Below are 23,713 nucleotides of genomic sequence, written 5' to 3'. Positions count from 1 at the left end.
GGCGACCGCCGCCTCACCCGACCACCACCGAAAGCGAGACCTGAACCATGCTGCTCGACCCGGGTCTGGACCTGACCCTGCGCCCGATGCGCTATCCGCACTTCTTCGACCGGTACCGCGACGCGATCAAGAACACCTGGACCGTCGAGGAGGTCGACCTGCACAGCGACCTCGCCGACCTGGAGCGGCTCACCCCGGCCGAACGGCACCTGGTCAGCCGGCTGGTCGCGTTCTTCGCCACCGGCGACACGATCGTGGCGAACAACCTGGTGCTCAACCTCTACCAGCACGTCAACTCGCCGGAGGGGCGGCTCTACCTGTCCCGCCAGCTCTTCGAGGAGGCGGTGCACGTCCAGTTCTACCTCAACCTGCTCGACACGTACGTGCCGGACGAGACGGAGCGGTACGCGGCGTTCTCGGCGATCGACAACATCCCGTCGATCCGTCGCAAGGCGGAGTTCTGCTTCCGCTGGATCGACTCGGTCTTCGAACTGCGCAAGCTGGCGAGCCGGGAGGACCGCCGGGCGTTCCTGCTCAACCTGATCTGTTTCGCGGCCTGCATCGAGGGTCTGTTCTTCTACGGCGCCTTCGCGTACGTCTACTTCCTGCGTTCCCGTGGCCTGCTGCACGGGCTCGCCTCCGGCACGAACTGGGTGTTCCGCGACGAGTCGATGCACATGGCGTTCGCCTTCGACGTGGTCGACACGGTCCGCCGGGAGGAGCCGGAGCTCTTCGACGCCGAAATGGAACAGCAGGTCCGGGAGATGCTCGCCGAGGCGGTCGAGTGCGAGGTGCAGTTCGCCGAGGACCTGCTCGGCCAGGGGGTGCCCGGGCTCTCCCTGCCGGACATGCGGGAGTACCTGCAGCACGTCGCGGACCGCCGGCTGGCGCAGTTGGACATCGCGCCGCTCTACGGGTCGGGCAACCCGTTCGCCTTCATGGAGCTGCAGGACGTCCAGGAGCTGTCGAACTTCTTCGAGCGGCGGGTCTCGGCGTACCAGGTCGGGGTGACCGGCACCGTCCGGTTCGACGACGACTTCTGACCCGGATGCCGCACGGCGGGCGACCGGTACCGGTCGCCCGCCGTGCGGTTCGCCCTGGGCCAGGCTCAGCCCTTCACGGCGCCGGTCAGCCCGCCGACGATCCGACGCTGGAAAAGGCTGAAGAACAGCAGCGCCGGGAGCATCGACAGGGAGGTGAACGCCAGCACCTTGGCCGTGTCGACCGAGTACTGCGAGGCGAAGGCCTGTACGCCGAGGGGCAGCGTGAAGGTCTCCTCCCGGTTGAGGATGAACAGCGGCAACAGGTAGCCGTTCCAACTGTTGATGAAGGTCAGGATGGCCACGGTGACCACCCCCGGCAGGGACAGCGGCAGCACCATCCGCCAGAAGAAGCCGAGCCGGCCGCAACCGTCGATTGACGCCGCCTCCTGGATCTCGTCCGGGATGGCCCGGACGAACGGCACCAGGATGATGATCGTCATCGGGATGGCGAACCCGATCTGCGGCAGGATCACCCCGGGCAGCGTGTTCATCAGCCCGAGCGTCCTGACCAGGATGTAGAGCGGGGTGATCGCCACGGTGAGCGGGAACATCAGACCGGCGGCGAAGAGCGAGTACATCGCCCCCCGGCCCCGGAACCGGTAACGGGCGAGGATGTAGCTCGTCATGAGCCCGAGCGTGACCACACCCGCGGTGGTGACCAGGGCGACGATGGTGGAGTTGAGCACCTGACGCCAGAACACCTCACCGGTCAGCACGTCGAGGTAGTTGCCGGTCTGCCACGGACTCGGCCAGCCCGCCGGGTCGTTGGTGATCTGCGAGTTCGTCCGGAAGCCGCCGAGGATGATGTAGACGACCGGGGCCAGCATCGCCCCGATCAACAGCACCGCGACGAGATACACGGCCGGGTCGCCCCAGCCCGTCTTCCGAGGCGCCCGGATCGGCCCGCGCGCGGCTACGGCGGTCGCGGCCATCAGTTCCTCCCTCCGGTGATCGCGCCCTCGGTGTCACGGCGCAGGACGAACCGCTGGTAGACCAACGCCACGACGAGCGAGACGGCGAACAGCACCACGGCCACCGCGTTGCCGTACCCGTACTCGCCGGCCATCCGGCCGTTGGCCACCATGTACGTGGCCATCGTCGACGTACCCGCCGTCGAGGCGATGTACTGGCCCCAGATGATGTAGACGAGGTCGAACAACTGCAGGGCGCCGATCATCGACAGGAAGGCCCAGATCCGGATCGTCGGCCCGAGCAGCGGCAGGGTGATCCGGCGCTGGATCTGCCAGTAGGACGCCCCGTCGATCGCCGCGGCCTCGGTCAGCTCCTCCGGGATGCCCTGCAGGCCGGCGAGGAAGAGGATCACGGCGAAGCCGATGTACTTCCAGGTGAGGATGCCCATCAGCGTCCAGATGGCCCGGTCCGGGTCGGATAGCCAGTCGCTGCGCAGCCAACCCATCCCCAGATCCTCGAGCAGGGCGTTGACGGCGCCGTTGCCCTGGAGCAGCAGGCTCCAGCCGGTGCCGACGACCACCTCGGAGATCACGTACGGGACGAAGACGAGGACCCGGATGAGGGTCTGGCCCCGCATCTTCCGGTTCAGCAACAGCGCGAGCAGGAGGGCGGCCGGCCCCTGCAGCACCAGCGACAGCACGACGATCGCCGCGTTGTGCTGCAGGGCGTCGATGAACGTGCCGTCCTGGAAGATCAGCACGTAGTTGCGCAGGCCGACGAACTCGGTGGGTGGGCCGTACCCCTGCCAGCTGAAGAAGCCGTAGTAGGCGGCCATGGCGACGGGAAGGATGACGAAGGACAGGAAGACGAGCAGTGTCGGGCCCGTCATCAGCGCGATTTCCAGCCGGGCGGGCCATCCGATGCCCTTGCGGCGACGGCGCCGGGTCGGGGGCGGCACGACAGGCGTGCCACCCCCGACCGTCGTCATCTCCGCCGACCGGTCCTGCGCGAGCTGCACGCTCTCGCGGTCTGTGTCGAACATGAGGTGGTTATCTCACCGACCGCTGGGCGGCGGTCTTGACCGCACTGACGATGTCCTCGGGGGTGCCCTTACCGGCCAGCAGGTTCACCACGGCGGTGTTGAGGGCGTTGCCGACGTTCTGCCCGTAGACCGTGTCGAGCCACTGCGAGACGTACGGAGCCTTGTTGTAGGCCGCGAGCACCGACTTCAGATGCGTCTCGGTCACCGCGCCCTGCGCCTCGCTGTTCACCGGCGGCGCCTGGAAGGCCTTGTAGTAGGCCTCCTGCACCGGCGTCTGCAGCATGTAGTTCAGGAAGGCGGTGCATTCCGCCTTGGGCGCCTGCTTGGAGCAGGAGTAACCGTCGACGCCGCCGAGGATCGCGCCGGGTTCACCCGCGCCGCCCTCGATGCTGGGGAACGGGAACCAGTCCAGGTCGGGCAGCGGCTTCTGGTCCGGCGTCAACGAGCCGATGACACCCGGGTTCCACGCGCCCATGAGTTCCATCGCCGCCTTGTGGTTGGCGAGCAGACCGGCCGAGCTGTTCGCGCCCTGCTGGGCCGAGGTCGTCAGGAAGCCGTTGTTGAACGGCTGCGTCGCGGCGAACTGCTGGACGTCCTGCCCGGCCTTCAACCAGCAGGGATCGTCGAAGTTCATGGACTTGGCCGTCTCGGTGAGCGTGGCCGTGCTGCACTCACGCAGCGCGAAGAAGTAGTAGTAGAAGGCGGCCGGCCAGGCGTCCTTGGCGCCGATGGCGATCGGCTGGGTGCCCGAGGCCTTCAGCTTGTCGACGGCGGTCTGGAGCTCGGCGAGCGTGGTCGGCGTCTGGGTGATGCCGGCCTTGGCGAACAGGTCCTTGCTGTAGAAGAAGCCGCCGGGCAGGACCGCCACGGGCATCGCGTAGACCTTGCCGTCGATCGTCTGCGCCTTGAACGACCCCTCCGAGACCACCTTCTTGGTCGCGTCGGTGATCCCGCCGGTGATGTCCATCAGCTGGCCGGCCTTGACCATCGCGGCCATCTTGCCGCCGCCGCGCTGCAGGAACACGTCAGGGGCGTCCCCGGAGTTCAGCGCGGTCTGCAGCTTGCCGTCCAGGTCCTCGTTCTGGATCGACTGGATCTCGATCGTCACGTTCGGGTTGGCAGCCTGGAAGTCGGCGACGGTCTTCTCCCAGAACGCCTTGCCCGGACCTGTCGAGGCGTTGTGCCAGAAACTCATCGTGACCTTGCCGCCGCTGCTGCCGTCACCTTCCGAATCCCCGGAACCACAGGCGGCCGTTCCCAGGACGCCCGTCGCCAGGACTACCGACAGAGTCAGTAGCTTTCCTGCCCTCATCAACCTGTCCTCTCTGCCGAATGTGCCCAGCTGAGCCTTCTGGGCGAACGGAGACGTCGGTCCCAGCTGTCCAGGGTGGACGCGAGGGCCGCCGTCCCCCCGTCGACAGGCGCCGTCCGGCGGAGGGGCTCGCAGCCACTCGCAGTCGTCTTCGCGCCCGCCGGACGTCACATCATCTGTCTATCGACGGGCAAAGACTCGCAGAGGGAACCGAAAAATTCAAGACACGTTTCGGAAACTTCCAGGGGGTGGAGAGGTCGGCGGTGGCACCGCCAGCGCGATGCGGAATGCCTGGTGCCGGCGTCCTCTGCCGAGCTGATCACGACTACGAATCGATACAGCGGCGCCTGGGACACGTTTGGCTTCGGATCGTCCGAGAATCGGACGGATGACCGCTGTACTCGGGTGCCCCTGCCGAGCCCGTCGCGTCTTGTATCGGAGGAGTTCCGGAAACTGTTCATCGGGCGGACCGATCGAACGCCGCGCGGGGATCCGCCCGACCGCGCGGAGGGCTGGCACGCCTTCGCCCCATCGATGGGCGAGGGCGTGTGGCGCGGGCGGTGGAGGTGACGCCCGGGCCGTACGGTGGCCGGTAGGGTGCGTCCGTGGGTGTCGTACGGTCCGGAGAGGCGCACCGTCGCGCCCGATGTCGGGACGCCGGAGATTCACCGTACGGACAGCCGCCGCCCGACTGCCGGTCGCCTGTGCCGGGTTGGATTCCAGGTCGATCAGAGACCTGCACCACCCCCACGTCAGGAGGCGATCGTGCCCCGTATCCTGCCCGCTCTCGGTCTGGCCGGTGTGCTGCTGGCCGCGGCTGTGGCCGTACCGGTCAGTCAGGCCGAGGCCCGGGACGACACCGAGCGGAGCCGCCCGGTGGCCGGTGACCGGCCGCTGGTGATCGCGCACCGCGGCGCCAGCGGCTACCGGCCGGAGCACACCCTGGAGGCCTACCGGCTGGCGATCCGGATGGGTGCCGACTTCATCGAGCCGGATCTGGTCCCGACCCGGGACGGGGTACTGGTGGCCCGGCACGAGAACGAGATCTCCGGTACGACGGACGTCGCCGGCCGTCCGGAGTTCGCCGACCGGCGGACCACCAAGAATGTCGACGGGGTGGCGGTGACCGGCTGGTTCACCGAGGACTTCACCCTGGCGGAACTGCGGACGCTGCGGGCCAAGGAGCGGCTGCCCCAGGTCCGGGTGACCAACACCGCGTTCGACGGCACCCTGCCGATCCCGACCCTGCAGGAGGTCATCGACCTGGCCCGCAGCGAGAGCCGGCGGTTGGGGCGGACCATCGGGATCTACCCGGAGACCAAGCACCCGAGCTACTTCCGGTCGATCGGGCTGCCGCTGGAGGAGCCGCTGGTCCGGGTGCTGAAGCAGAACGGGCTGACCGGCAAGAAGGACGGGGTGGTCATCCAGTCCTTCGAGACGGCGAACCTGCGCCGGCTGGCCCGGATGACCGATGTGCGGCTGGTCCAGCTGCTGGACGCCAGCGGCCGGCCGTACGACTTCACCGTGGCCGGCGATCCGCGCACCTACGCCGACCTGGTCACGCCGGAGAACCTGCGCTGGATCGCCAGCTACGCGGACGGGATCGGCGCGAACAAGAACCTGCTCGTGCCCCGGGACGCCACCGGCAGGCTGCTCGCGCCGACCAACGTGGTCCGGGACGCCCACCGGGCGGGCCTGGTCGTGCACGCCTGGACCTTCCGGGCGGAGAACCAGTTCCTGCCGGTGGACTTCCGGATCGGCGCCGACCCGAACGCCCGGGGCGACATCATCGCGGAGTACGAACTCTTCTACGGCCTCGGTCTGGACGGGGTCTTCAGCGACCACCCGGACACCGCCGTGGCGGCCCGGGCCGGTCTGCGCTGACCCGAGCCGCGCGCAGGGTCGGACCCGCCGGCCGGGCATCGCTGGAGTGGATGCCCGGCCGGCGGTACCCGCTTCGTGGTATGACTGCTGAGTGACGGTACATATCGGGACGAGGCGGACCGTGTGCGGTGCGCGCTGAGCGGCGGGGCAACCTCGGGGACTCCCGCAGCGAGGGCCGGACGACCTTCCTGGAGCTCTTCCTCGACCTGGTGTACGTCTTCGCGCTCACCCGGCTCTCCCAGCGGCTGACCGACGACTTCACTGTCAGCCAGCGGACCATGCTCTCCGAGCTGGGTCAGACCGCCCTGGTCCTGCTCGCGCTCTGGCAGGTGTGGCTGCTCCACGCCTGGGCCACCAGCCGGTTCGACCCCCGGCGCATCGAGATCCAACTGCTCACCGTGGCCACCATGTTCGCCGCCATGGTCATGTCCGTGTCGCTGCCGCAGGCCTTCGGGGACCGTGGCGAGATCTTCGCGGTCACCTTCGTCGCCGTCCAGATCGGCCGGGCGGGGTTCCTGGCACTGATGCTACGCGGGCACCACCGGCAGCCGTCGACCCTGCGGATCCTGTTCTGGGTGGCGCTCTCCTCGGCGGCCTGGATCGCCGGAGCGCTGACCGGCGGACTGGCCCGGGGAATGTGCTGGACCGCCGGAGTCGTCCTGGAATTCGTCGGCGCCGCGCTGCGCTGGCCGACCCCCGGCCTCGGCCGCTCCGACGCCCGCAGCTGGGGCATCGGCAGCACCCACCTGGCCGAGCGGTACCAGCAGATCCTGCTGATCGCGGTCGGCGAGGCGATCCTGCTGATCGGATTCGTGCTCAGCAACGTCGGCTTCGCCATCGAACGGACCACCACCTTCGTGGCGGCCTTCGTGATCACCGTGCTGTTCTGGCGCATCTACTTCTACCAGGCCGGACGCCCACTGGCCGACGCACTGGCCCGGGCCCCGGACCCACTGCGGTTCAGCCGGGCGGCCGGCTACACACACCTGATCATGGTCTGTGGGATCCTCACCACCGCCGTCGGATACGGGCTGGTGATCGCCCACCCCTTCCAGCCCCGGGACTTCAGCTGGCTCGGGATCATCCTCGGTGGCCCGGTGCTCTTCCTGCTCGGCCGGATCTGGCACGAGCGCGAGGTGTACGCCCGGATCGCCCGCAGCCGCTGGTACGGGCTGCTCGGGTACGTGCTGCTCACCCCGGTCGCGATCTTCGTGCCGCTGCTGGCGGTGCCGCTGCTCGCCACCGCCGTACTGGCCGGGGTGGTGGTCGTCGACGCGGTGCGGGACCGGGGACACCTGCTGATCGAGCCGAACCCGCCGCTGTGACCGAGCGACGCCGACGTCGATCGGACGTTTAGCTCCGGACAGGTGGGTATCCGGCCGGCCGAACGCGAAGGAGCGGACCATGGGTGACATCGCCGCCCCGGACTACTTCCGGCCCCAGGGCGGCGTGGTGCTCACCACGCTGCTGATCGTCCGGGACGTCGACCGGTCCCGCGAGTACTACGAACGGGTGCTCGGCGCCGAGTGTGTCCGCCTCCGCGACCCGTGTGTGCTGCGGTTCCACAACAGCTACCTGGTGCTCAACACCGAGGGCGGGCCGACCGACGACAAGCCGACCGTACGGGCCCAGGCGCCGACCGGTTCCGACGTGCTGAGCTGTGCGATGAACATCCGGGTCACCGACGTCCGCGCGGTCCACGACCTGTGGCGGGCGAGGGGCGGCGAGTTCCTCACCGAGCCGAAGGACCACGGGGTGGAGATCCGCTGCTACCTGCGGGATCCGGACGGCTACCTGATCGAACTCGGCCAGGGCACCGGCATCCTGGCGGAACAGGACCGCCCGACCAGCTGACTGTCCCGGCCGGGGACGTCCTCCTGGCCAGCCGGTCGCCGGCCGGGCCGGTCACCGGGCACCCCGCACCTCCCGGCCCCGCACCTCCCGCCGTCCTGGCAGGATCGGACGCGCCACCGGGCACGTTTCCGACCCTGACGGGAGGCGTCATGCTGCTGCCGGCACTCGACGGGGGACATCCGGACCGCGCGGACGCGATCCGGATCGGGGACGAGACCGCCTCCTGGGCGCAACTGCGGGACGCCGCCGAGGCGGTCGCGGCCCGGATCGCCGGGGCACCGGCGGTCGCCGTGCACGCCACGACCACCCTGGCGACCGTGGCCGGGGTGGTCGGCGGGCTGCTCGCCGGGGTACCGGTGGTGCCGGTGCCGGCTGACTCCGGTCCGGTCGAACTGCACCACATCCTGACCGACTCCCGTGCGGCGCTGCTGCTCGCCGACGAACCACCCGCGGCCCCGCTGCCGGTGCCGGTCGAGCCGGTCGGCGCGGCGCGCCCACCGTCGTCCGGTCGGCTCACCGAACCCCCCGGTACGGCGCCCGCGCTGCTGCTCTACACCAGCGGCACCACCGGGGCGCCCAAGGGCGTGCTGCTCAGCCGGGACGCGATCGGGCACGGCCTGGACGCGCTCGCCGAGGCGTGGGCGTGGTCCCCGGACGACGTACTGGTGCACGGGCTGCCCCTCTACCACGTGCACGGGCTGGTGCTCGGAGTACTGGGCGCGCTGCGGGTCGGCTGTCGGCTGGTGCACACCGGTCGGCCACACCCCGACCGGTACGCGGCGGCCGGCGGGACGCTGCTGTTCGGCGTACCGACGGTCTGGTCGCGGATCGCGGCCGATCCGACGTCCGCGCGGGCGTTGAGCCCGGCGCGGCTGCTGGTCTCCGGCAGCGCGCCCCTGCCGGTCCCGGTCTTCGACCGGCTGCGCGAGCTGACCGGACAGCGGCCGGTCGAGCGGTACGGCATGACCGAGACCCTGATCACGGTGAGCACCCGGGTCGACGGCGAGCGCCGGCCGGGGTACGTCGGACTGCCGCTGCGCGGGATCGGCACCCGGCTGGTCGACGACGACGGCGTACCGGTGCCCGCCGACGGGGAGAGTGTCGGTGAGCTGCAGGTGACCGGGCCGACCTTGTTCACCGGCTACCTCGGCCGCCCGGAGGCCACCGCGGCGGCCCACACCCCGGACGGCTGGTTCCGCACCGGTGACGTGGCGACCGTCGGGCCGGACGGGCAGCACCGGATCGTGGGCCGGGCCAGCACCGACCTGATCAAGAGCGGTGGCTACCGGATCGGCGCGGGCGAGGTGGAGAACATGCTGCTGCGCCACCCCGGCGTCCGGGAGGCGGCGGTGGTCGGCGCGCCCCACCCCGATCTCGGCCAGGAGATCGTCGCGTACGTCGTCGCCGACGGCGTCACCCCGCAGGCGCTGATCGACTTCGTCGCCACCGGACTCTCCCGGCACAAGCGGCCCCGGCGGGTGTACCTGGTCGACGCGCTGCCGCGCAATCCGATGGGCAAGGTCCAGAAGCGCGCCCTGCTGGCCTGAACGGGCGGTCGCCGACCGCCGGGTCGCCGACGGCCGGTGACCGGGCCGGCCGACCGTCAGGCCGCCGGCCGACACCCGGCCCGACCGGGTGATCCACTCGACGGTCCGGTCGGGTGCCCGGGTAGCGTGGTCGGCGGCACACCGACGACCGCTGCCCGCCGGCCCACCGCACGGTGGTGCCATGGTGGCGGCGGAACCGGCGGAAGCCAGACAGCGTCACAGCGGACCGGAGGAAGCGCGTGCAGACCCGCACTGATCTCATCGAGGACCTCATGGGGCGCTTTCCGCACATCCCCCGTGAGGCGGTCATCAAGGAGGACCTGCTCCGGGGTGGCATGGCGTTCGACGACTCGGCCCTGACCGACAACGAGAACGGCGAGGTCAAGCCGAAGTCGTACTTCATCTTCTCGTTCGACCACCGGACCCTGCCCGAGCTCGGTACGGCCGCGCTGCGCCGGCCCCCGGAGGAGATCGTCCTCACCGGTGGCCCGTACGAGCTGCGGCGTACCGTCGTCTCGGTCCGGGTCAACCCGGACTCGCCGTACCGGGTCGCGGACTCCGGCGACGGGGTGCTCCGGCTGCACCTGGACGGTCGGCCGATCGCCGACGTCGGGCTGCCGCCGATGCCGGAGTACTACCGGCACACCCTCTCCAACGGTAAGTCGGTGATGGAGGTCGCCCCGACCATCCAGTGGGGCTACCTGATCTACCTGACCGTCTTCCGGGTCTGCCAGTACTTCGGCGCCAAGGAGGAGTGCCAGTACTGCGACATCAACCACAACTGGCGCCAGCACAAGGCGGCCGGCCGGCCGTACACCGGGGTGAAGCCGGTGGACGAGGTGCTCGAGGCGATGGAGATCATCGAGCGGTACGACACCTCCGGCGCGTCCAAGGCGTACACCCTGACCGGCGGCAGCGTCACCTCCAAGGTCGACGGGCTGGCCGAGGCCGACTTCTACGGCCGGTACGCCAAGGCGATCGAGGAGCGGTTCCCCGGCCGGTGGATCGGGAAGGTCGTCGCCCAGGCGCTGCCCCGGGAGGACGTGCAGCGGTTCCACGACTACGGCATCCGGATCTACCACCCGAACTACGAGGTCTGGGACAAGCGCCTCTTCGAGCTCTACTGCCCCGGCAAGGAGCGGTACGTCGGCCGGGAGGAGTGGCACCGCCGGATCCTCGACTCCGCCGAGGTCTTCGGGGCCCGCAACGTGATCCCGAACTTCGTGGCCGGCGTCGAGATGGCCGAACCGTTCGGGTTCCGGACGGTGGACGAGGCGATCGAGTCCACCACCGAGGGACTGCAGTTCTTCATGTCCCGGGGGATCACGCCCCGGTTCACCACCTGGTGCCCGGAGCCGACCACGCCGTTGGGCCGGACCAACCCGCAGGGCGCGCCGCTGGAGTACCACATCCGGCTGCTGGAGGCGTACCGGGCGACGATGGAGGCGAACGGGCTGAGCAGCCCGCCCGGCTACGGCCCGCCCGGGGCCGGCAACGCGGTCTTCTCGGTCAGCTCCTTCATGGACACCCTGCCGGCCGCGGAGCCCGTCGCGGCGGAGTGACCGCCCCGCTGGGCTGAGTCGCCGCTAGGCCGGGCTTGTGCCGCGGCGTTAGGATCTTGCGCGTGGCTGATGAGGTGCGCGCGGAACCGTCCGAATTGGTGAAACTCGCCGGCACCACCCTCGACGCGTCGATCGCGCTCGGCGACGGGTGGCGGGCGGCGCAACCGGCATTCTCGGTGCCGGAGGCGGCGTTCGGCATTCTGTCCGCCGGGCAGGGCGTGCACCGGTCGCACGTCGCCGCCGCCGAGGACGGCGACACCGCCGTCAACCGCCTGGTCGCGGTCTACGAGGGGGACGTCGACCGGCTCTACCGGGTCGCCTTCGCGTACCAGCAGGCGGACCAGGAAGCCGCGGCGCGGGCCCGGCGCGCCGGCGGTCGGCCCGGTCGGGCGGTGATCTGAGATGGCCCTGCCACCGGAACCGGGCGGCGCGGCACCCCGCCCCGCGATCAGCGTCGGCAACCTCTGGGACCTGCGCGCCGACCCCGGCGCGGTCACCGCGGCGGCGGACGCCTGGCGGGGGTACGCCGGCAGGGCGCTCGCCGCCCGGGAGACAGTCGACGACCAGGCCGCCAAGCTGCGCGGCGACGCCTGGAAGGGCGACACCTCCGACACCTACCACGCGCACCGGATCAAGCTCGGCGACGACGTGGAGGAGACCGCCGACGCGGCCAAGGCCGTCGCCGGGGTGCTGGACGACGTGGCCGGGTGGCTCACCCGGGGCCAGTCGATGCTCAACCAGTTGTTGACGGAGATCAGCGGCAAGGTCCCGACCACGGTCGGCGGTGACACCGTCACCTTCCAGCCGCGCGACGAGAACGACGAGAAGGCCGTACGGGCGGCGATCGGTGAGGCCCAGGAGGCCCACCGGCACTACAACGGCGAACTGTCCCGGTGCGTCGGCGCACTGGAGAAGGCCCGGGCCGGGCTCACCTCGGTCAGCCGGTCCTGGACCACGGTGGTCGAGGGCTACAGCGACGGCTGGACGCTGCCGCCGGAGGCGAGCGCCGGCACCACGGTCATCCGGGTCGGCGACGACGTGGTGATCAACACCGGGACCGGGAACGACAAGGTCAGCATCACCGTCGACCCGAAGACCGGCGAACAGATCGTCACCATCAACGGCACCACCATGCGCTACCCGGCCGACGCGCACATCGTGATGCGTACCGGCGAGGGCAGCGACGAGATCAACGTACCCAGCGGCACCCGGGTCGACCTGACCCTGATCGGCGGCGAGGGCAACGACCGGATCCACGCCGGCGACGGGCGGGACGTCATCCTCGGCAACGACGGGCAGGACCGGATCGAGTCCGGCGCCGGCGACGACCGGGTCAGCGGCGGTGCCGACCGGGACTACCTCGACGGCTACCGGGGCGACGACGTCCTCTCCGGCGGGCACGGCGACGACACCGTCTACGGGCTCTCCGGCAACGACCGGGTCTCCGGCGGCGAGGGACGCGACTACCTCGAGGGCGGCACCGGGAACGACAGCATCGACGGCGGTGCCGGCGACGACATGATCTCCGGCGGCCGCGACGCCGACGTGATCCGGGGCGGCGGCGGGGCCGACCGGGTCTACACCGGACACGGCGCCGACCGGGTCGACGGCGGGTCCGGCGGCGACACCGTCTACGGCCAGCGCGACGACCGGACCGAGGGCACCGAGCGGGTGGTCACGGTCGAGCTGAAGGACATCGGCAAGCACATCACCGTCGAGGGCTCCGACGAGTTCAAGGAACGGGTCCAGGCCGACCTGGACATGCTCCGCGCCTCGCCCCGGGGGCAGATGATGCTGGAGGCCCTCGACCAGGCGCACGAGAACACCAAGGCGCCGGCCGCCGACTGGCCGATTCTCGGCGGGGTCGCCTACCAGGGCGACACCTTCACGATCCGGGAGACCACCGACGAGAACGGGTACGCCAACCGCAACGACACCACGTTCGGCAAGACCTGGTCGCAGCACCCGACGATCGACTACAACCCCCGGTTCGACACGCTCTACGACGGTCCGCCGGTGGTGGTGCTCTACCACGAGATGTCGCACGTCTACGACTACGAGTACAGCGGGCTCGACCGCACCGAGTACCAGGGGCCGGACAACCCCGGCGTACCGAACGGCGAGCGGGCCGCGGCCGGGCTGCCGATCGACCACGACAACAACCCGAACACTCCGAACATCATCGACCCGAACCAGCCGTTCGAGTACACCGAGAACGGGCTCCGCGACGAGATGGGCGCGCCGGCCCGACCGAGGTACTGAGGTGAACCTCTCCGTACCGCGGCGCCGTCTCGCCGCCGCGCTCGGCGCGGTCGCGGCTCTGCTGACCGCCGCCGGCTGCGACCGGAGCACCGAACCGGTCGCCCCGGCGCTCGACGTGGGGCTGACCGTCACCACCGCGCGGGAGTCCGACCTGCTCCGGATCGACTACACGTTGGTCAACCGGACCGGCGCTGACATCGTCGTCTTCTCCGGTGTACCTGCCGAGGACACCCACGACAGTCCGGTCGTCGACCCGAACGCCGTCTACGCGACCGCCCGCGACGACAACACGGTCGAGCTGGCCAAACGGGTCTTCGCGCCGCCGGAGGGGGTCGGGGTGGCCGTCGACTTCGTCGTCCGGGGCGCGGTCCTGGCGCCGCAGGCGAGCCTCGGCGAGGTGCTCCGGATTCCGCTGCCGCTGACCGCCCGGCGGCCGTACGACAGCTCGGCCCGGCTGCCGGACCGGGTCGGGCGGGCCGTCTTCTGTGTCGGTGTCGCCCATCGGGACGCGGTTCCGCCGATCCCGGCGGCCAGCGGCGACACCGACGAGCGGGCGAGCTACCCGCACCGGGCCAGCGTCGCCCGGGAGCAGCAACTGGTGTGCGGCGAACCGTTCCCGCTGTGACCCGGTACGACGTTGCCGTCCGGACCCACGCCGTGGCCCGGCCGGGGCGCCGGGCGCCCGACGATCAGTGCTGGCCGGCGGGGATACCCTGGTCCCCGTGACCACCGGTGGGGGGTGGACACCGGACGTCGGGGTGGGTCCCGGCCCGGTCGTTCCCGGCAGGCCGAGACTGCTCCGGCGGCTCGACCAACTCGCCCGTCGCCGACTGGTGACCGTCATCGCCCCCGCCGGCGCGGGCAAGACCACCCTGCTGCGGGAGTGGGCGACCCGCGGCCGGGCCGCCTGGCACACCCTCGTCCCGGCCGACCGTGACCCGCAGGTGCTGCTCACCGCGTTGGTCGCGGCGCTGCGAGCGGTGGTCACGACGACTCCCTCGACGTCCACTGGGCCGGCCGGGGCCGCCACCCCCGCGCCGGCGACCGCCGGCGGACCGGCACCCGCCGTCCCGGGTGGGGCGGCCACCCCCGCCGAACTCGCCGACCGGCTGCTCGACATGCTGCCGTCGCCCACCGCCACCGCCACCTCCAGCGCCACCGCCACCGACCCGGTCCGGCTGGTCCTGGACGACCTGCAGGTGCTGGGCACCGGACCGGCCGCCGAACTGCTCGGGGTGCTCGCGACCTGGTTGCCGGAAGGGTTCGTGCTGGTCCTCGCCGGCCGGGAGGCAGCGCCGTTCCCGCTCGGCGCCCTACGGTCCGCCGGACGGCTGGGCGAGATGGGCCCGACGGACCTCGCGCTGACCCCGGCCGAGACCCGCCGGGCGCTGACCGCCATGCGGGCCGGTGCCGACCCGGTCGTCGGACGGATCGCGGTCGAGTGTGGCGGGTGGCCCGGGCTGGTCGCGGCCGCGGCCCGGCTCGCGGTCAGCCCGGCTCCCGGGTCGCGGCGGATGCCGACCCCGGTCGTCGACCGGCACCAGCTCGGCGGGTCGCTGCCCGGTCTCGACCCCGAGGACCTCGCCGCACTCACCGAGCGCGACCTGCTGGCACTCTGGACACTGGTGGCGGTACGTCGTACCGGCCCGGATCTGGACGGCCGACTCGCCCCGGTGCGGGAGTGGGCGTTGCGGCGACTCACCGAGCACCGCCGGTCCGATGACACCGGTCCGGCCCGCCCGGGAAGCGGCGAGGCGGCGCTCCGGGCGACCCGGATCCTGTCGGCGGGACCGAGCGGGGTTCCGGAGGTCGACGTGACCCTGGCCGACTCGGCCGTCCGGGACGACCGACCCGACGAGGCGTTGCGCTACCTGACGGCCGTACCGGACCACACCCGGTTGCCGGCGGCCCTGACCTGGCGGCTCGGTGGGGTCCTGCACCGGCGGGGGGACTTCGACGCGGCCGAGGCGCTGTTCGAACGGGCCGTCACGGAGCCGGACCCGGCCGACCCCGGAACGCCGCCGCCCGCGCTGTCCGACCGGGCTCAGGTTTTGGCGGGCTGGGCGGCGGCCCGGTGGGCCCGGGGCGACCGGACGCGGACCCGGCAGCTCGCCGACGAGGCCGTCCGGGTCGCCGAGCAGAGCCGTGACGACGGCGCGGTCGCGGCGGCCTACGTGGCGCAGGCACTGGTCGCGTTCAGCGAGGGGGACCGGGCCGGCAACGAACACGCCTACGCCCGGGCGTTGGCCGCGGCGGAACGGGCCGGCGACGTCGTCCAGCAGTTGCGGATCCGGGCCAACGTCGGGTCCCGACTCGTCGAGGAGGGGCGGTACCGCGCGGCGACCGAGGAACTCGGCTCGGCGATCCCGCTCGCGGAACGCGCCGGGGAACGGCTGTTGCTCGCCCTGGCGCTGCACAACCGGGCCGAGGCGTGGTTGGGCCTGGGTGAACTCGGCCCGGCCAGGGCCGACGCGGACCAGGCACTGACCCTGTGGCAGCGGGACGGCTCACCGTTGGCGGCGTTCGGGTTGCTGCTGACCGCGCGGGTGCACAGGGTCTGCGGGTCGACCAGCCGGGCGGTCGCCGCGTACCAGGCGGCATGGTCGATGGCGGAACCGGACGGCAACGCCCAGGTACTGGTGGAGGCGTGTGCGGGACTGGCCCGGACCCGGTACGCCGACGATCCGGCCGCCGCGGCCGGATACGCCCGGCAGGCGTTGACCATGCCCAGCGCCGGTGGACCGATCGTCGCCGAACTCGCCGCCGGCTGGGTCGCGCTCTGCGCCGGTGACCCGACGACCGCCCTGGGACACGGCGCACGGGCCCGTGCCGAGGCGGGCCGACGGCGGGACTCCGCCGGACTCGCCGAGGCGATCGAACTGGTGACGCTCGCGACTCGCGGGTCCGGAGTGGACGGTGGCACCGAGCCCGGGGTAGGCCGGGCCGGCGGCTCGGGGCGTACCCCGGTCGGGCTGGTCGAGGCGGCGGCCATCTGGGCCGACGTCGGCGACCAGGTCGGGCTGGCCACGAACGCGCTGCTGCGGGCACGTGTCACCGGCGACCGGCTGGCCGAGGACGTCGCCGCCGACCGGTTGCACCGGCTCGGCGTACGGGAGGGTGCCTGGCATGTCGCCGGCCCGCTCGCGGCGATCGGGCCGACACCGGTCGCCGAGGTCGCCGTACAGACCCTGGGACACTTCGCGGTCCGGTTGGCCGGCGTGCCGGTGCCGGCGGCGGCCTGGCAGTCCCGGAAGGCCCGTGAACTGGTCAAGGTCCTGGCCGGTCAGCTCGGCCGGCCGCTGGCCCGGGAGACGCTCGCCGCGGTGCTCTGGCCGGAGGTGCCGCCCGAGGTGGCGCTGCGCCGCCTGTCGGTGCTGATCTCGACGGTACGCGGGGTGCTCGACCCGGACCGCCGGCATCCGGCCGACCGTTACCTGGCCACCGATCCGGCGACGGTCCGGATCAACCCCGGACACGTGGTGTTGGACACCGTCCGGTTCCACGACGCCGCCCGGGGCGCCATCGCGGCGGACAGCACCGGCCCGCCGGGTACCCGGACGACAGTGGTCGGCGCGGAGCGTGCGGGAGACCGGGAACCACCGGGCGGGGCCGAGATCCTCGCCCGTCTGGAGGCGGTGGTCGCGCTCTACACCGGAGACTTCTGCGACGACGGCGAGGTCACCGGGGACTGGGTCGAGCGGCCCCGGAACGCGCTGGCCGAACTGCACCTCGAGGCGATCCGCCGGCTCGCCCGGCGGTGTCTGGGCACCGGACGACCGGAGGCCGCCGTCGGTTGGTACCTGCGGCTGACCGCCGAGGACGGCTACGACGAGTCCGCCCACCTCGGGCTGGTCAGCGCGCTGTCCGCGGCCGGCCGGCACGGCGAGGCGAACCGCCGGTACCGCGAGTACCTCGGACGGATGCGGGAGATCGAGGTCGAGCCCGCGGCGTTCCCGGGCGGGATGGCCGCGGTGACCGACCACCTGAACGATTCCTGAATCGCCCCCGAACATCCCCGCGCATGATGTCGCGAGCGGCGGGCCGCCCGGCCCGGTGATGCTCGCGGAGGGGGAGGCCGATGTCCGGTTGGCGACGGTCCGGACCGCTTCTGCTGGTGGCGCTGCTGACGGTCGGCACCGGAGCGTGCGGAATCCGGTCCGGCGGCGCCGAGCACGGCGCCGGTGCCGCCGGAGGCACGTCCGCGCGCACCTACGGGTACGGGCCGGTGCGCGACGGCTCGGTGACCTACCAGCCGGACGTCGTCCTCGTCGACGGCGGGCCGGACCGGATCCGCTCCGCCAGCGCCGACGGCCTGACCTGGACCATCGACCGGAACGCGCCCGGCGCCGACGACCTCGAACCGGGCCGGATCATGTACGCGACCAGCCGTGCCGTCGGCCGGGTGGTGCGGACCCGTGCGGCCGGGGACGACCTGGCCGTGACGCTCGCCCCGGTGACGCTCACCGACGTCTTCCGGGACGCGGACTTCCGGTCCGACCGGGTCCTGGACGACGCGACCCTGGTCTACCAGGAGGTACCGGAGCTGCCCGGCGCGGTCAGTGTGCCGACCGCGGAACGGGCGCCGGCCGACGCCACCACACCGGTCGGGTCGGCCACCGGCGACCGTGGTACGACGACCGCGGCGCTGGCGTCGACCGTCGGGGCCGGCGGTTCCCGGGCCGGGTTCGGCGACGGCGCGCAGACGCTGCTCGCCCTGGCCCCGGTCCGACTCGCCCCGGCGTCCGGCGGCAAACTACCGCCGGCCCGGGAACGAAACTTCACGGTCAGCGTCGGCGAGTGGGAGGCGCAGCCGTACCGGGTACCCGGCAAGCTCGGCATCAAGATCGGGTACGCCGCACACGAGAACCTGAAGGTCTACATCGACTTCGCGATGAACGTCGACCAACTCCGGGTACGCAGCGCCATGTCGATCGTCGACGGGGTGGTCGGCGGCGGTACGACGTTCGCGATCGACGGGGTGAAGAGCATCTCGGTCGACGTCTCCGCCGGTGCCGCGAACGGTGCGGACGACAACCGGAAGATCCGGGTCGAGGTGCCGATCGAGATGAACTTCCCGATCCCGGGTCAGCCGCTGGTCTACAGCAACACCTGGAAGTTCATCGTCACCACCGGTCTGAGCGGCCGCAACACCACGGTCAAGGCGGCCGGTGAGTGGGCGGTCAACGGAGTCCTCGGCGTGATCGACGGCGTCCCGCAGAAGCCGACCCTCTCGGTGGTCCGGAGCATCATGGACTCGATCACCGGCATCTCGGTCGGGCCCAGCGGCCTCGCCTTCGCGGTCGAGATGAAGATGGGCCTCGGCGTCGGTGTCCCGGCCGCCTTCGCCGGGCTGTACGTCAAGCTCGTCGTCGACCTCGGGGTCACCAACGGTTCGGCCCTCGGTGCCCCGCTGGCCCGGTGCGTCTCGGCCAGCCTGAACGCCAAACTGGGCGGCGGCGCCGGTCTCAACGTCTCCTCCACCGCGTGGAAGGAGATCCAGAAGTTGTTGCCGAAGACGGTCAAGTTCGAGCTCGAGAGTGAGCGGCTCTGGCCCATCCACCGGGCCTCCCAGACCTTGCCGAACGTGCCGCTCTGCGTGGGGTGAAAGGGGAACTGATGATCGTTGGGGTGCGTGGCCGTCTGGTGCTGGCCGCATCAGCCGTACTCGTGCTGGCCGGGCCGGTCGGCTGCGGCCGGCTGACCGGCGGGGACCCGCCGGCGGTCGCCGAACCCGGCCCGGCCGCGACGGCGGACGCGGAACCGGGCACCGAGCCGACCCAGGCGGCGCCGTCGTCCGCCGTCGACCCGTGCGCGCTGGTCACCGACGAGGAGGCGGAGCAGCTCGCCGGCACCCCGCTGGAGGACCCGGTGCCGGTCCGGGAGACCTGCACCTGGACCGGTCCGGTGACCGGTCCGACCGCCCAGGTCGAGGTCTTCGTCGGTGACGGGGCGAAGAAGTTCCTCGACATCGAACGTGAACTCGACCATGAGATCTGGCCGCTCGCCGGTATCGGTGACGAGGCCTACGCCGAGGACGGCGCCGTCTTCGTCAACAAGGGCGGGCTCTGGGTGTCGATCCGGTTGACGCTGCTCGACGACCCGAAGGAGAGCCGCGAGCCGCTCGAGGGACTGGCCCGGACGGTGGCCGGCCGACTCTGACGGCAGCGGTCAGCCCGGCGCGCTGTTCACCGCTGTGGGCACCCCGTCGCGGCAGGCGACGGTCATGTGCACGACCTTGTTGCCGTGCCGGAACGTGACCGTCGCCGACCGCGCCGGACCCGGCTCGACCTGCGCCACCCGGTACGGCGGCGTCGCGGTCCAGGACAGCAGTCGGGCGTCACCGTCGGCGGTGCAGGTCGCCCGGACCGAACCGCCGGCGGAACCCAGCGTCCGCTCCACGGACGGGGACGGTTCCGGCGGCGAGGACACCGAGGGCGTCGGCGGGGCACTGGTCGCCGGCGGTGGCGTGGTGGCCAGGTCGATCGGACTGGCCGGAGGCTGACCGCTCGCACCCGGAACCGGCAGCGGTGCGCCGGACGGCGCCTCGGATCCGCCCGCGATCATCGGCCCGCTGCCCGGCGACGGTGTCCCGGACGTACCGCCCTGCGGTGTCTCCGCCGGTTGCGGGTTGGTCGACTGGCCGGGCGGGGCAGGCGGGACCGGACCGACCCGGGGACCCTGGTCAGAGCCGAGTGGGTCGGCGAGCCAGAACAGCATGCCGGCGACGACCAGCCCGGCCACCCCGGCCGCCGTACCCGCCAGGGCGTGCGGGCGCGGTCGTCGGGTCCGCACGGCCCCGTCGGACCCGACCGGCGGCCGGGGCACCAGCACGGTGGACGGTTCGCCCTCGGCCGTCGTCGGGGCCGCGGTGTACGCCGGCTCGTCCTGCACGACCCGGACCCCGGCCGCCCGGGCGAGGACGGCGGCGACCTCACGCGCGGTGGGCCGCTGCGCCGGTTCCTTCGCCAGACAGCGGTGACACAGCTCGACGACCCGGGCCGGCACCCCGGGCAGCGGCGGCAACGGGGGCGGGGCGACGTAGACGTGGGCCCTGAGCATCTCCGTCGCGGTCTCGGTACTCCACGGCATCTGGCCGGCCAGCAGTCGGTAGAGCAGCAGGCCGACGCCGTACACGTCGGAGGCCGGCTCGACCGTGTCGCCGGTGATCCGCTCCGGGGCCAGATAGCCGGGGGTGCCGAGCAGTTCGTCACCCCATTCGACGGCGTCGCTGTCCGGGCTCACCGCCGCGGCGATCCCGAAGTCGACGACCTTGGCCCCGGACGGTGGCAGCAGGACGTTTCCGGGTTTGATGTCGCGGTGCACCAGACCCTGGGCGTGCGCGGCGGTCAGCGCCGCCGCCACCTCGGCGCAGATCCGGAAGGCGAGCCTCGGCGACACCGGCTCGGCCGCGACCCGCTGTTCGAGGGTCGGGCCCGGCACCAGCTCCATCACCACGTACGGGAGGCAGGTCAGCCCGGTGACCGACTCGCCGTAGTCGTACACCTGGGCGATGTTGGGGTGGGAGAGGGCGGCGGCGGCCCGCGCCTCGTGGCGGATCCGCCGCCGGGACACCGGGTCACGGGCATGCGGGCCGGCGAGCAGTTTGACCGCCACCGAACGCCCCAGCACCTCGTCCCGGGCCCGCCAGACCACCGCCATGCCGCCCTGACCGAGCTGCTCCTCCAGCCGGTAACGGCCGCCGAGCACCTGCTGCTCATCCACCCCGACAGTTTGCGTGAACGGACATCGACCGCCCCACCCCACACGCCGGGCGCGGCAGGCTTGTTGTCCCCGCGTTGCCGGAGCACCCGTGCCGCGTCGGCGCTCGCCGCGACGGCGGTGGGACGGCTATTCCGGTACGTGGACCGGAACGCTGGTGACCACGACCCCGGGGAGGTCGCGCAGGGCGCGGCGGAGCCGCAGCTCGGTCCGGGTGTGCAGCAGTTGGTGCCACAGGTGCCGGACCACGATCTCCGGTACCACCACGGTGAGGGTCACGTCGGGGCGGGCCGCGTGCAGCGCGCCGACGTACTGGGCCAGCGGGGCGATCACCGCCCGGTACGGCGAGATGATCGTCTCCAGCCGGAGGTGGCTGCCCCAGATCTCCCACTGCCGGCGGAACCGGTCCGCCTCCTCCGGTTCGGGGCTCAGGTGGACGGCGAAGGCCGGCTGACCGAGCGAGGTCGCGTACGCCAGTGCGCGCAGCGCCGCCAGGTTCAACCGGGCCACCGGCACCACCACCAGATGACGGACCTGCGCGGGGGTGAGGCCGACGTCGAGGTCACCGCCGCCGGCCGGCTCACCCGCCCGGTCCGGCTCACCCGCCCGGTCCGGCTCGCCGGCCGGTTCGTCGTGCTGGTCCGGTTCCGGCGGAGGCGTGCCGTCCGGCGCGGTGGCGAGGGTCAGCGCCTGCCGCATCGCGTCGTAGTGCGACCGGATGTGCAGGCAGAGCAGGACCAGCAGCGGTACCGCGACCACCACCACCCACGCCCCGTCGACGAACTTGGTGACCGCCGCGGTGACCAGGACGATCGCGCAGAGCGCCGCGCCGACCGCGTTCACCGCCGCCCGGCGGCGCCAGTGGCGGACCCGGTGCCTGCGCCAGTGCATCACCATGCCGCTCTGCGAGAGGGTGAAGGCCAGGAAGACCCCGACGGCGTAGAGCGGGATCAGTGACTGGGTGTAGCCGCCGAAGGCGACGAAGATCAGCGCTGCCGTGACGGCCAGCGCCACGATGCCGTTGCTGAACGCCAGCCGGTCGCCCATGTGCAGGAAGCGGCGCGGGGCGTAGTCGTCCCGGGCCATGAAGAACAGCAGCCGGGGGAAGTCGTTGAAGGCGGTGTTCGCGGCCAGCAGCAGGACCAGCGTGGTGGCCGCCTGGACCAGCGCGTACCACGGTCCGCTGGGAAAGGTCTGCCGGGCGAGCTGGGAGAGCAGCGTCTCGTCGGCCCGGGGCACCAGGCCGTTGAAGTCGATCAGCACGGTGAGACCGGCGAAGAGCACCACCAGGATGCCGACCATCCAGGTCAGGGTGGTCCGGGCCTGACGCCACTCGACCGGCCGGAAGGCCGGTACCGCGTCCGCCACCGCCTCGATCCCGGTCATCGACGCGGCACCCGAGGCGAACGCCCGGAGCACGACCAGCAGGCCGAGCCCCTCCACAGCGCCGACCGGCGGCGGCGGGACCGGTTCGAAGCCCCGGCCCGCCGCCCGGGCCAGTCCGACGGCGAACAGCAGCAGGATGGCGACGATGAAGAGGTACGTCGGCGCGGCGAAGAGCTTGCCGGCGGACCGTACCCCGCGCAGGTTGCCGGCGAGCAGCCCGGCGATCACCAGCAGTCCCAGCGGCACGGTGTACGGCGCCAGCCCGGGCAGTGCCGAGGTGATCGCGCTGATCCCGGCCGCGACCGAGACCGAGACGGTCAGCACGTAGTCGAGGATCAGGCCGGCCGCCGCGGTGAGGCCGAACCGGGGTCCGAGGCTGTCGCTGGCCACCAGGTAGGAGCCGGCGCCGTGCGGATAGGCGTAGACGGTCTGCCGGTACGACGTACCGACCGCGATCATCAACACGACGAGCGCGGCGGCGATCGGCAGGGAGAGCCCGAGGGCGCCGCTGCCGGCCAGCACCAGCACCGCCAGCATCGCCTCCGGCCCGTACGCGACCGAGGAGAGCAGGTCGGAGGAGAGCACTGGCAGGGCGACCAGTTTCCGCATCCGCTCCTGCAGTACGGCCGCGCTGGCCAGCGGCGGTCCGAGCAGCAGCCGACGCAGCCGGCCGGTGGCGCGCCCGAGCCGGCCACCGGACACGTTCTCCGCACCGGTCGCGGTCAGTTCCTCCCGGCGTCCGGTCCGGAACATCTCCACCCGGGCCAGCCGGCCGAACCGGCTCGGTGTCGGCGGGTGGTCGTGCTGGTCGAGGTTCGGATCCAGCGGCAGTTCGGTCTCATCCGGCGGGTGGTCCCGCAGCGCGGCCCCCCACGCCCGGCCGATCTCCCGCAGTGCCGCCAGTTCGGCATCGTTGAGCGGCGGGAACTCGGCCGACGGGCTGAACACGTTGCTCGGGCCCTCCGGCGGCGTCGTACCGTCCCGGTTCCGATCCGCCCGCTGCCGGCCCGCCATGCTCCGCTCCGTCCTCCTTCCCCGCCTCGCACTGTCACCGATCCGGCCCGGCGGCGCCGTGCGAATGGCGATTCTCGGCCCGGAAAGTGTGTGGTCGTGCCCGCCGCACGGCGGGTGGCGGAACCGGACCGTGGGCCGGCCCCGGGCGGGGGGGGGGCCCCGGGGGGCGGGGGGGG

At 72.2% G+C, this 23,713-nt stretch carries 17 protein-coding genes; 12 read left to right on the top strand and 5 right to left on the bottom strand.

Annotation, left to right across the window (positions count from 1 at the left end; all coding sequences use genetic code 11):
- Positions 1 to 47 precede the first annotated feature (47 nt).
- Complete coding sequence (locus V1633_RS31695) at positions 48 to 1,043, top strand: ribonucleotide-diphosphate reductase subunit beta (RefSeq protein ID WP_331217991.1); 996 nt, start codon at positions 48 to 50, stop codon at positions 1,041 to 1,043.
- Between the two features lie 65 nt (positions 1,044 to 1,108).
- On the opposite strand, the gene V1633_RS31690 is transcribed toward V1633_RS31695, so the two are convergent.
- Genes V1633_RS31690 through V1633_RS31680 form a run of 3 tightly spaced genes read right to left on the bottom strand, consistent with a single transcriptional unit; the run spans position 1,109 to position 4,192 of the window.
- The gene (locus V1633_RS31690; RefSeq protein WP_331217990.1) at positions 1,109 to 1,975 is read right to left on the bottom strand and encodes a carbohydrate ABC transporter permease; all 867 of its coding nucleotides are present in this window, start codon (positions 1,973 to 1,975) and stop codon (positions 1,109 to 1,111) included.
- On the bottom strand, positions 1,975 to 2,997 hold the full coding sequence (locus V1633_RS31685) for a carbohydrate ABC transporter permease (RefSeq protein ID WP_331217989.1): 1,023 nt from the start codon (positions 2,995 to 2,997) through the stop codon (positions 1,975 to 1,977). Before V1633_RS31685 ends, V1633_RS31690 begins: the two co-directional genes overlap by 1 nt.
- A 7-nt stretch (positions 2,998 to 3,004) precedes the next feature.
- Complete coding sequence (locus V1633_RS31680; protein WP_331217988.1) at positions 3,005 to 4,192, bottom strand: extracellular solute-binding protein; 1,188 nt, start codon at positions 4,190 to 4,192, stop codon at positions 3,005 to 3,007.
- Positions 4,193 to 5,074: 882 nt separating this feature from the next.
- Between V1633_RS31680 and V1633_RS31675 the strand changes: the two genes are divergently transcribed.
- From V1633_RS31675 to V1633_RS31625, 11 genes are all read left to right on the top strand, one after another.
- Positions 5,075 to 6,193: a glycerophosphodiester phosphodiesterase gene (locus V1633_RS31675; RefSeq protein ID WP_331217987.1), complete on the top strand. Its 1,119-nt coding sequence runs from the start codon at positions 5,075 to 5,077 to the stop codon at positions 6,191 to 6,193.
- A 128-nt stretch (positions 6,194 to 6,321) separates the two neighbouring features.
- Positions 6,322 to 7,518: a low temperature requirement protein A gene (locus V1633_RS31670; protein WP_331217986.1), complete on the top strand. Its 1,197-nt coding sequence runs from the start codon at positions 6,322 to 6,324 to the stop codon at positions 7,516 to 7,518.
- Between the two features lie 79 nt (positions 7,519 to 7,597).
- Positions 7,598 to 8,047, top strand: a complete 450-nt coding sequence (locus V1633_RS31665) for a VOC family protein (RefSeq protein WP_331217985.1) — start codon at positions 7,598 to 7,600, stop codon at positions 8,045 to 8,047.
- A gap of 149 nt (positions 8,048 to 8,196) precedes the next feature.
- On the top strand, positions 8,197 to 9,594 hold the full coding sequence (locus V1633_RS31660) for an acyl-CoA synthetase (protein ID WP_331217984.1): 1,398 nt from the start codon (positions 8,197 to 8,199) through the stop codon (positions 9,592 to 9,594).
- Between the two features lie 239 nt (positions 9,595 to 9,833).
- Positions 9,834 to 11,156 (top strand): radical SAM protein, encoded by a 1,323-nt coding sequence (locus tag V1633_RS31655; RefSeq protein WP_331217983.1) that lies wholly within the window; start codon positions 9,834 to 9,836, stop codon positions 11,154 to 11,156.
- 62 nt (positions 11,157 to 11,218) lie between these two features.
- On the top strand, positions 11,219 to 11,557 hold the full coding sequence (locus V1633_RS31650; RefSeq protein ID WP_331217982.1) for a hypothetical protein: 339 nt from the start codon (positions 11,219 to 11,221) through the stop codon (positions 11,555 to 11,557).
- Position 11,558: 1 nt separating this feature from the next.
- Positions 11,559 to 13,418 (top strand): M91 family zinc metallopeptidase, encoded by a 1,860-nt coding sequence (locus tag V1633_RS31645; protein ID WP_331217981.1) that lies wholly within the window; start codon positions 11,559 to 11,561, stop codon positions 13,416 to 13,418.
- Between the two features lies 1 nt (position 13,419).
- Positions 13,420 to 14,043, top strand: a complete 624-nt coding sequence (locus V1633_RS31640; RefSeq protein ID WP_331217980.1) for a hypothetical protein — start codon at positions 13,420 to 13,422, stop codon at positions 14,041 to 14,043.
- A gap of 97 nt (positions 14,044 to 14,140) precedes the next feature.
- Positions 14,141 to 17,416: a BTAD domain-containing putative transcriptional regulator gene (locus V1633_RS31635; RefSeq protein ID WP_331217979.1), complete on the top strand. Its 3,276-nt coding sequence runs from the start codon at positions 14,141 to 14,143 to the stop codon at positions 17,414 to 17,416.
- 80 nt (positions 17,417 to 17,496) lie between these two features.
- The gene (locus V1633_RS31630; protein WP_331217978.1) at positions 17,497 to 19,023 is read left to right on the top strand and encodes a hypothetical protein; all 1,527 of its coding nucleotides are present in this window, start codon (positions 17,497 to 17,499) and stop codon (positions 19,021 to 19,023) included.
- A gap of 11 nt (positions 19,024 to 19,034) precedes the next feature.
- Positions 19,035 to 19,577, top strand: a complete 543-nt coding sequence (locus V1633_RS31625) for a DUF3558 family protein (protein WP_331217977.1) — start codon at positions 19,035 to 19,037, stop codon at positions 19,575 to 19,577.
- Positions 19,578 to 19,586: 9 nt separating this feature from the next.
- On the opposite strand, the gene V1633_RS31620 is transcribed toward V1633_RS31625, so the two are convergent.
- Complete coding sequence (locus V1633_RS31620; RefSeq protein ID WP_331217976.1) at positions 19,587 to 21,140, bottom strand: serine/threonine-protein kinase; 1,554 nt, start codon at positions 21,138 to 21,140, stop codon at positions 19,587 to 19,589.
- Positions 21,141 to 21,266: 126 nt separating this feature from the next.
- On the bottom strand, positions 21,267 to 23,537 hold the full coding sequence (locus V1633_RS31615; protein WP_331217975.1) for an APC family permease: 2,271 nt from the start codon (positions 23,535 to 23,537) through the stop codon (positions 21,267 to 21,269).
- Positions 23,538 to 23,713 lie beyond the last annotated feature (176 nt).

It is taken from the genome of Plantactinospora sonchi (genome assembly GCF_036422035.1).
GTDB lineage: Bacteria > Actinomycetota > Actinomycetes > Mycobacteriales > Micromonosporaceae > Plantactinospora > Plantactinospora sonchi.
The sequence above is the reverse complement of the archived record's forward strand: the minus strand, read 5'-3'. Positions and strand labels throughout refer to the sequence as shown.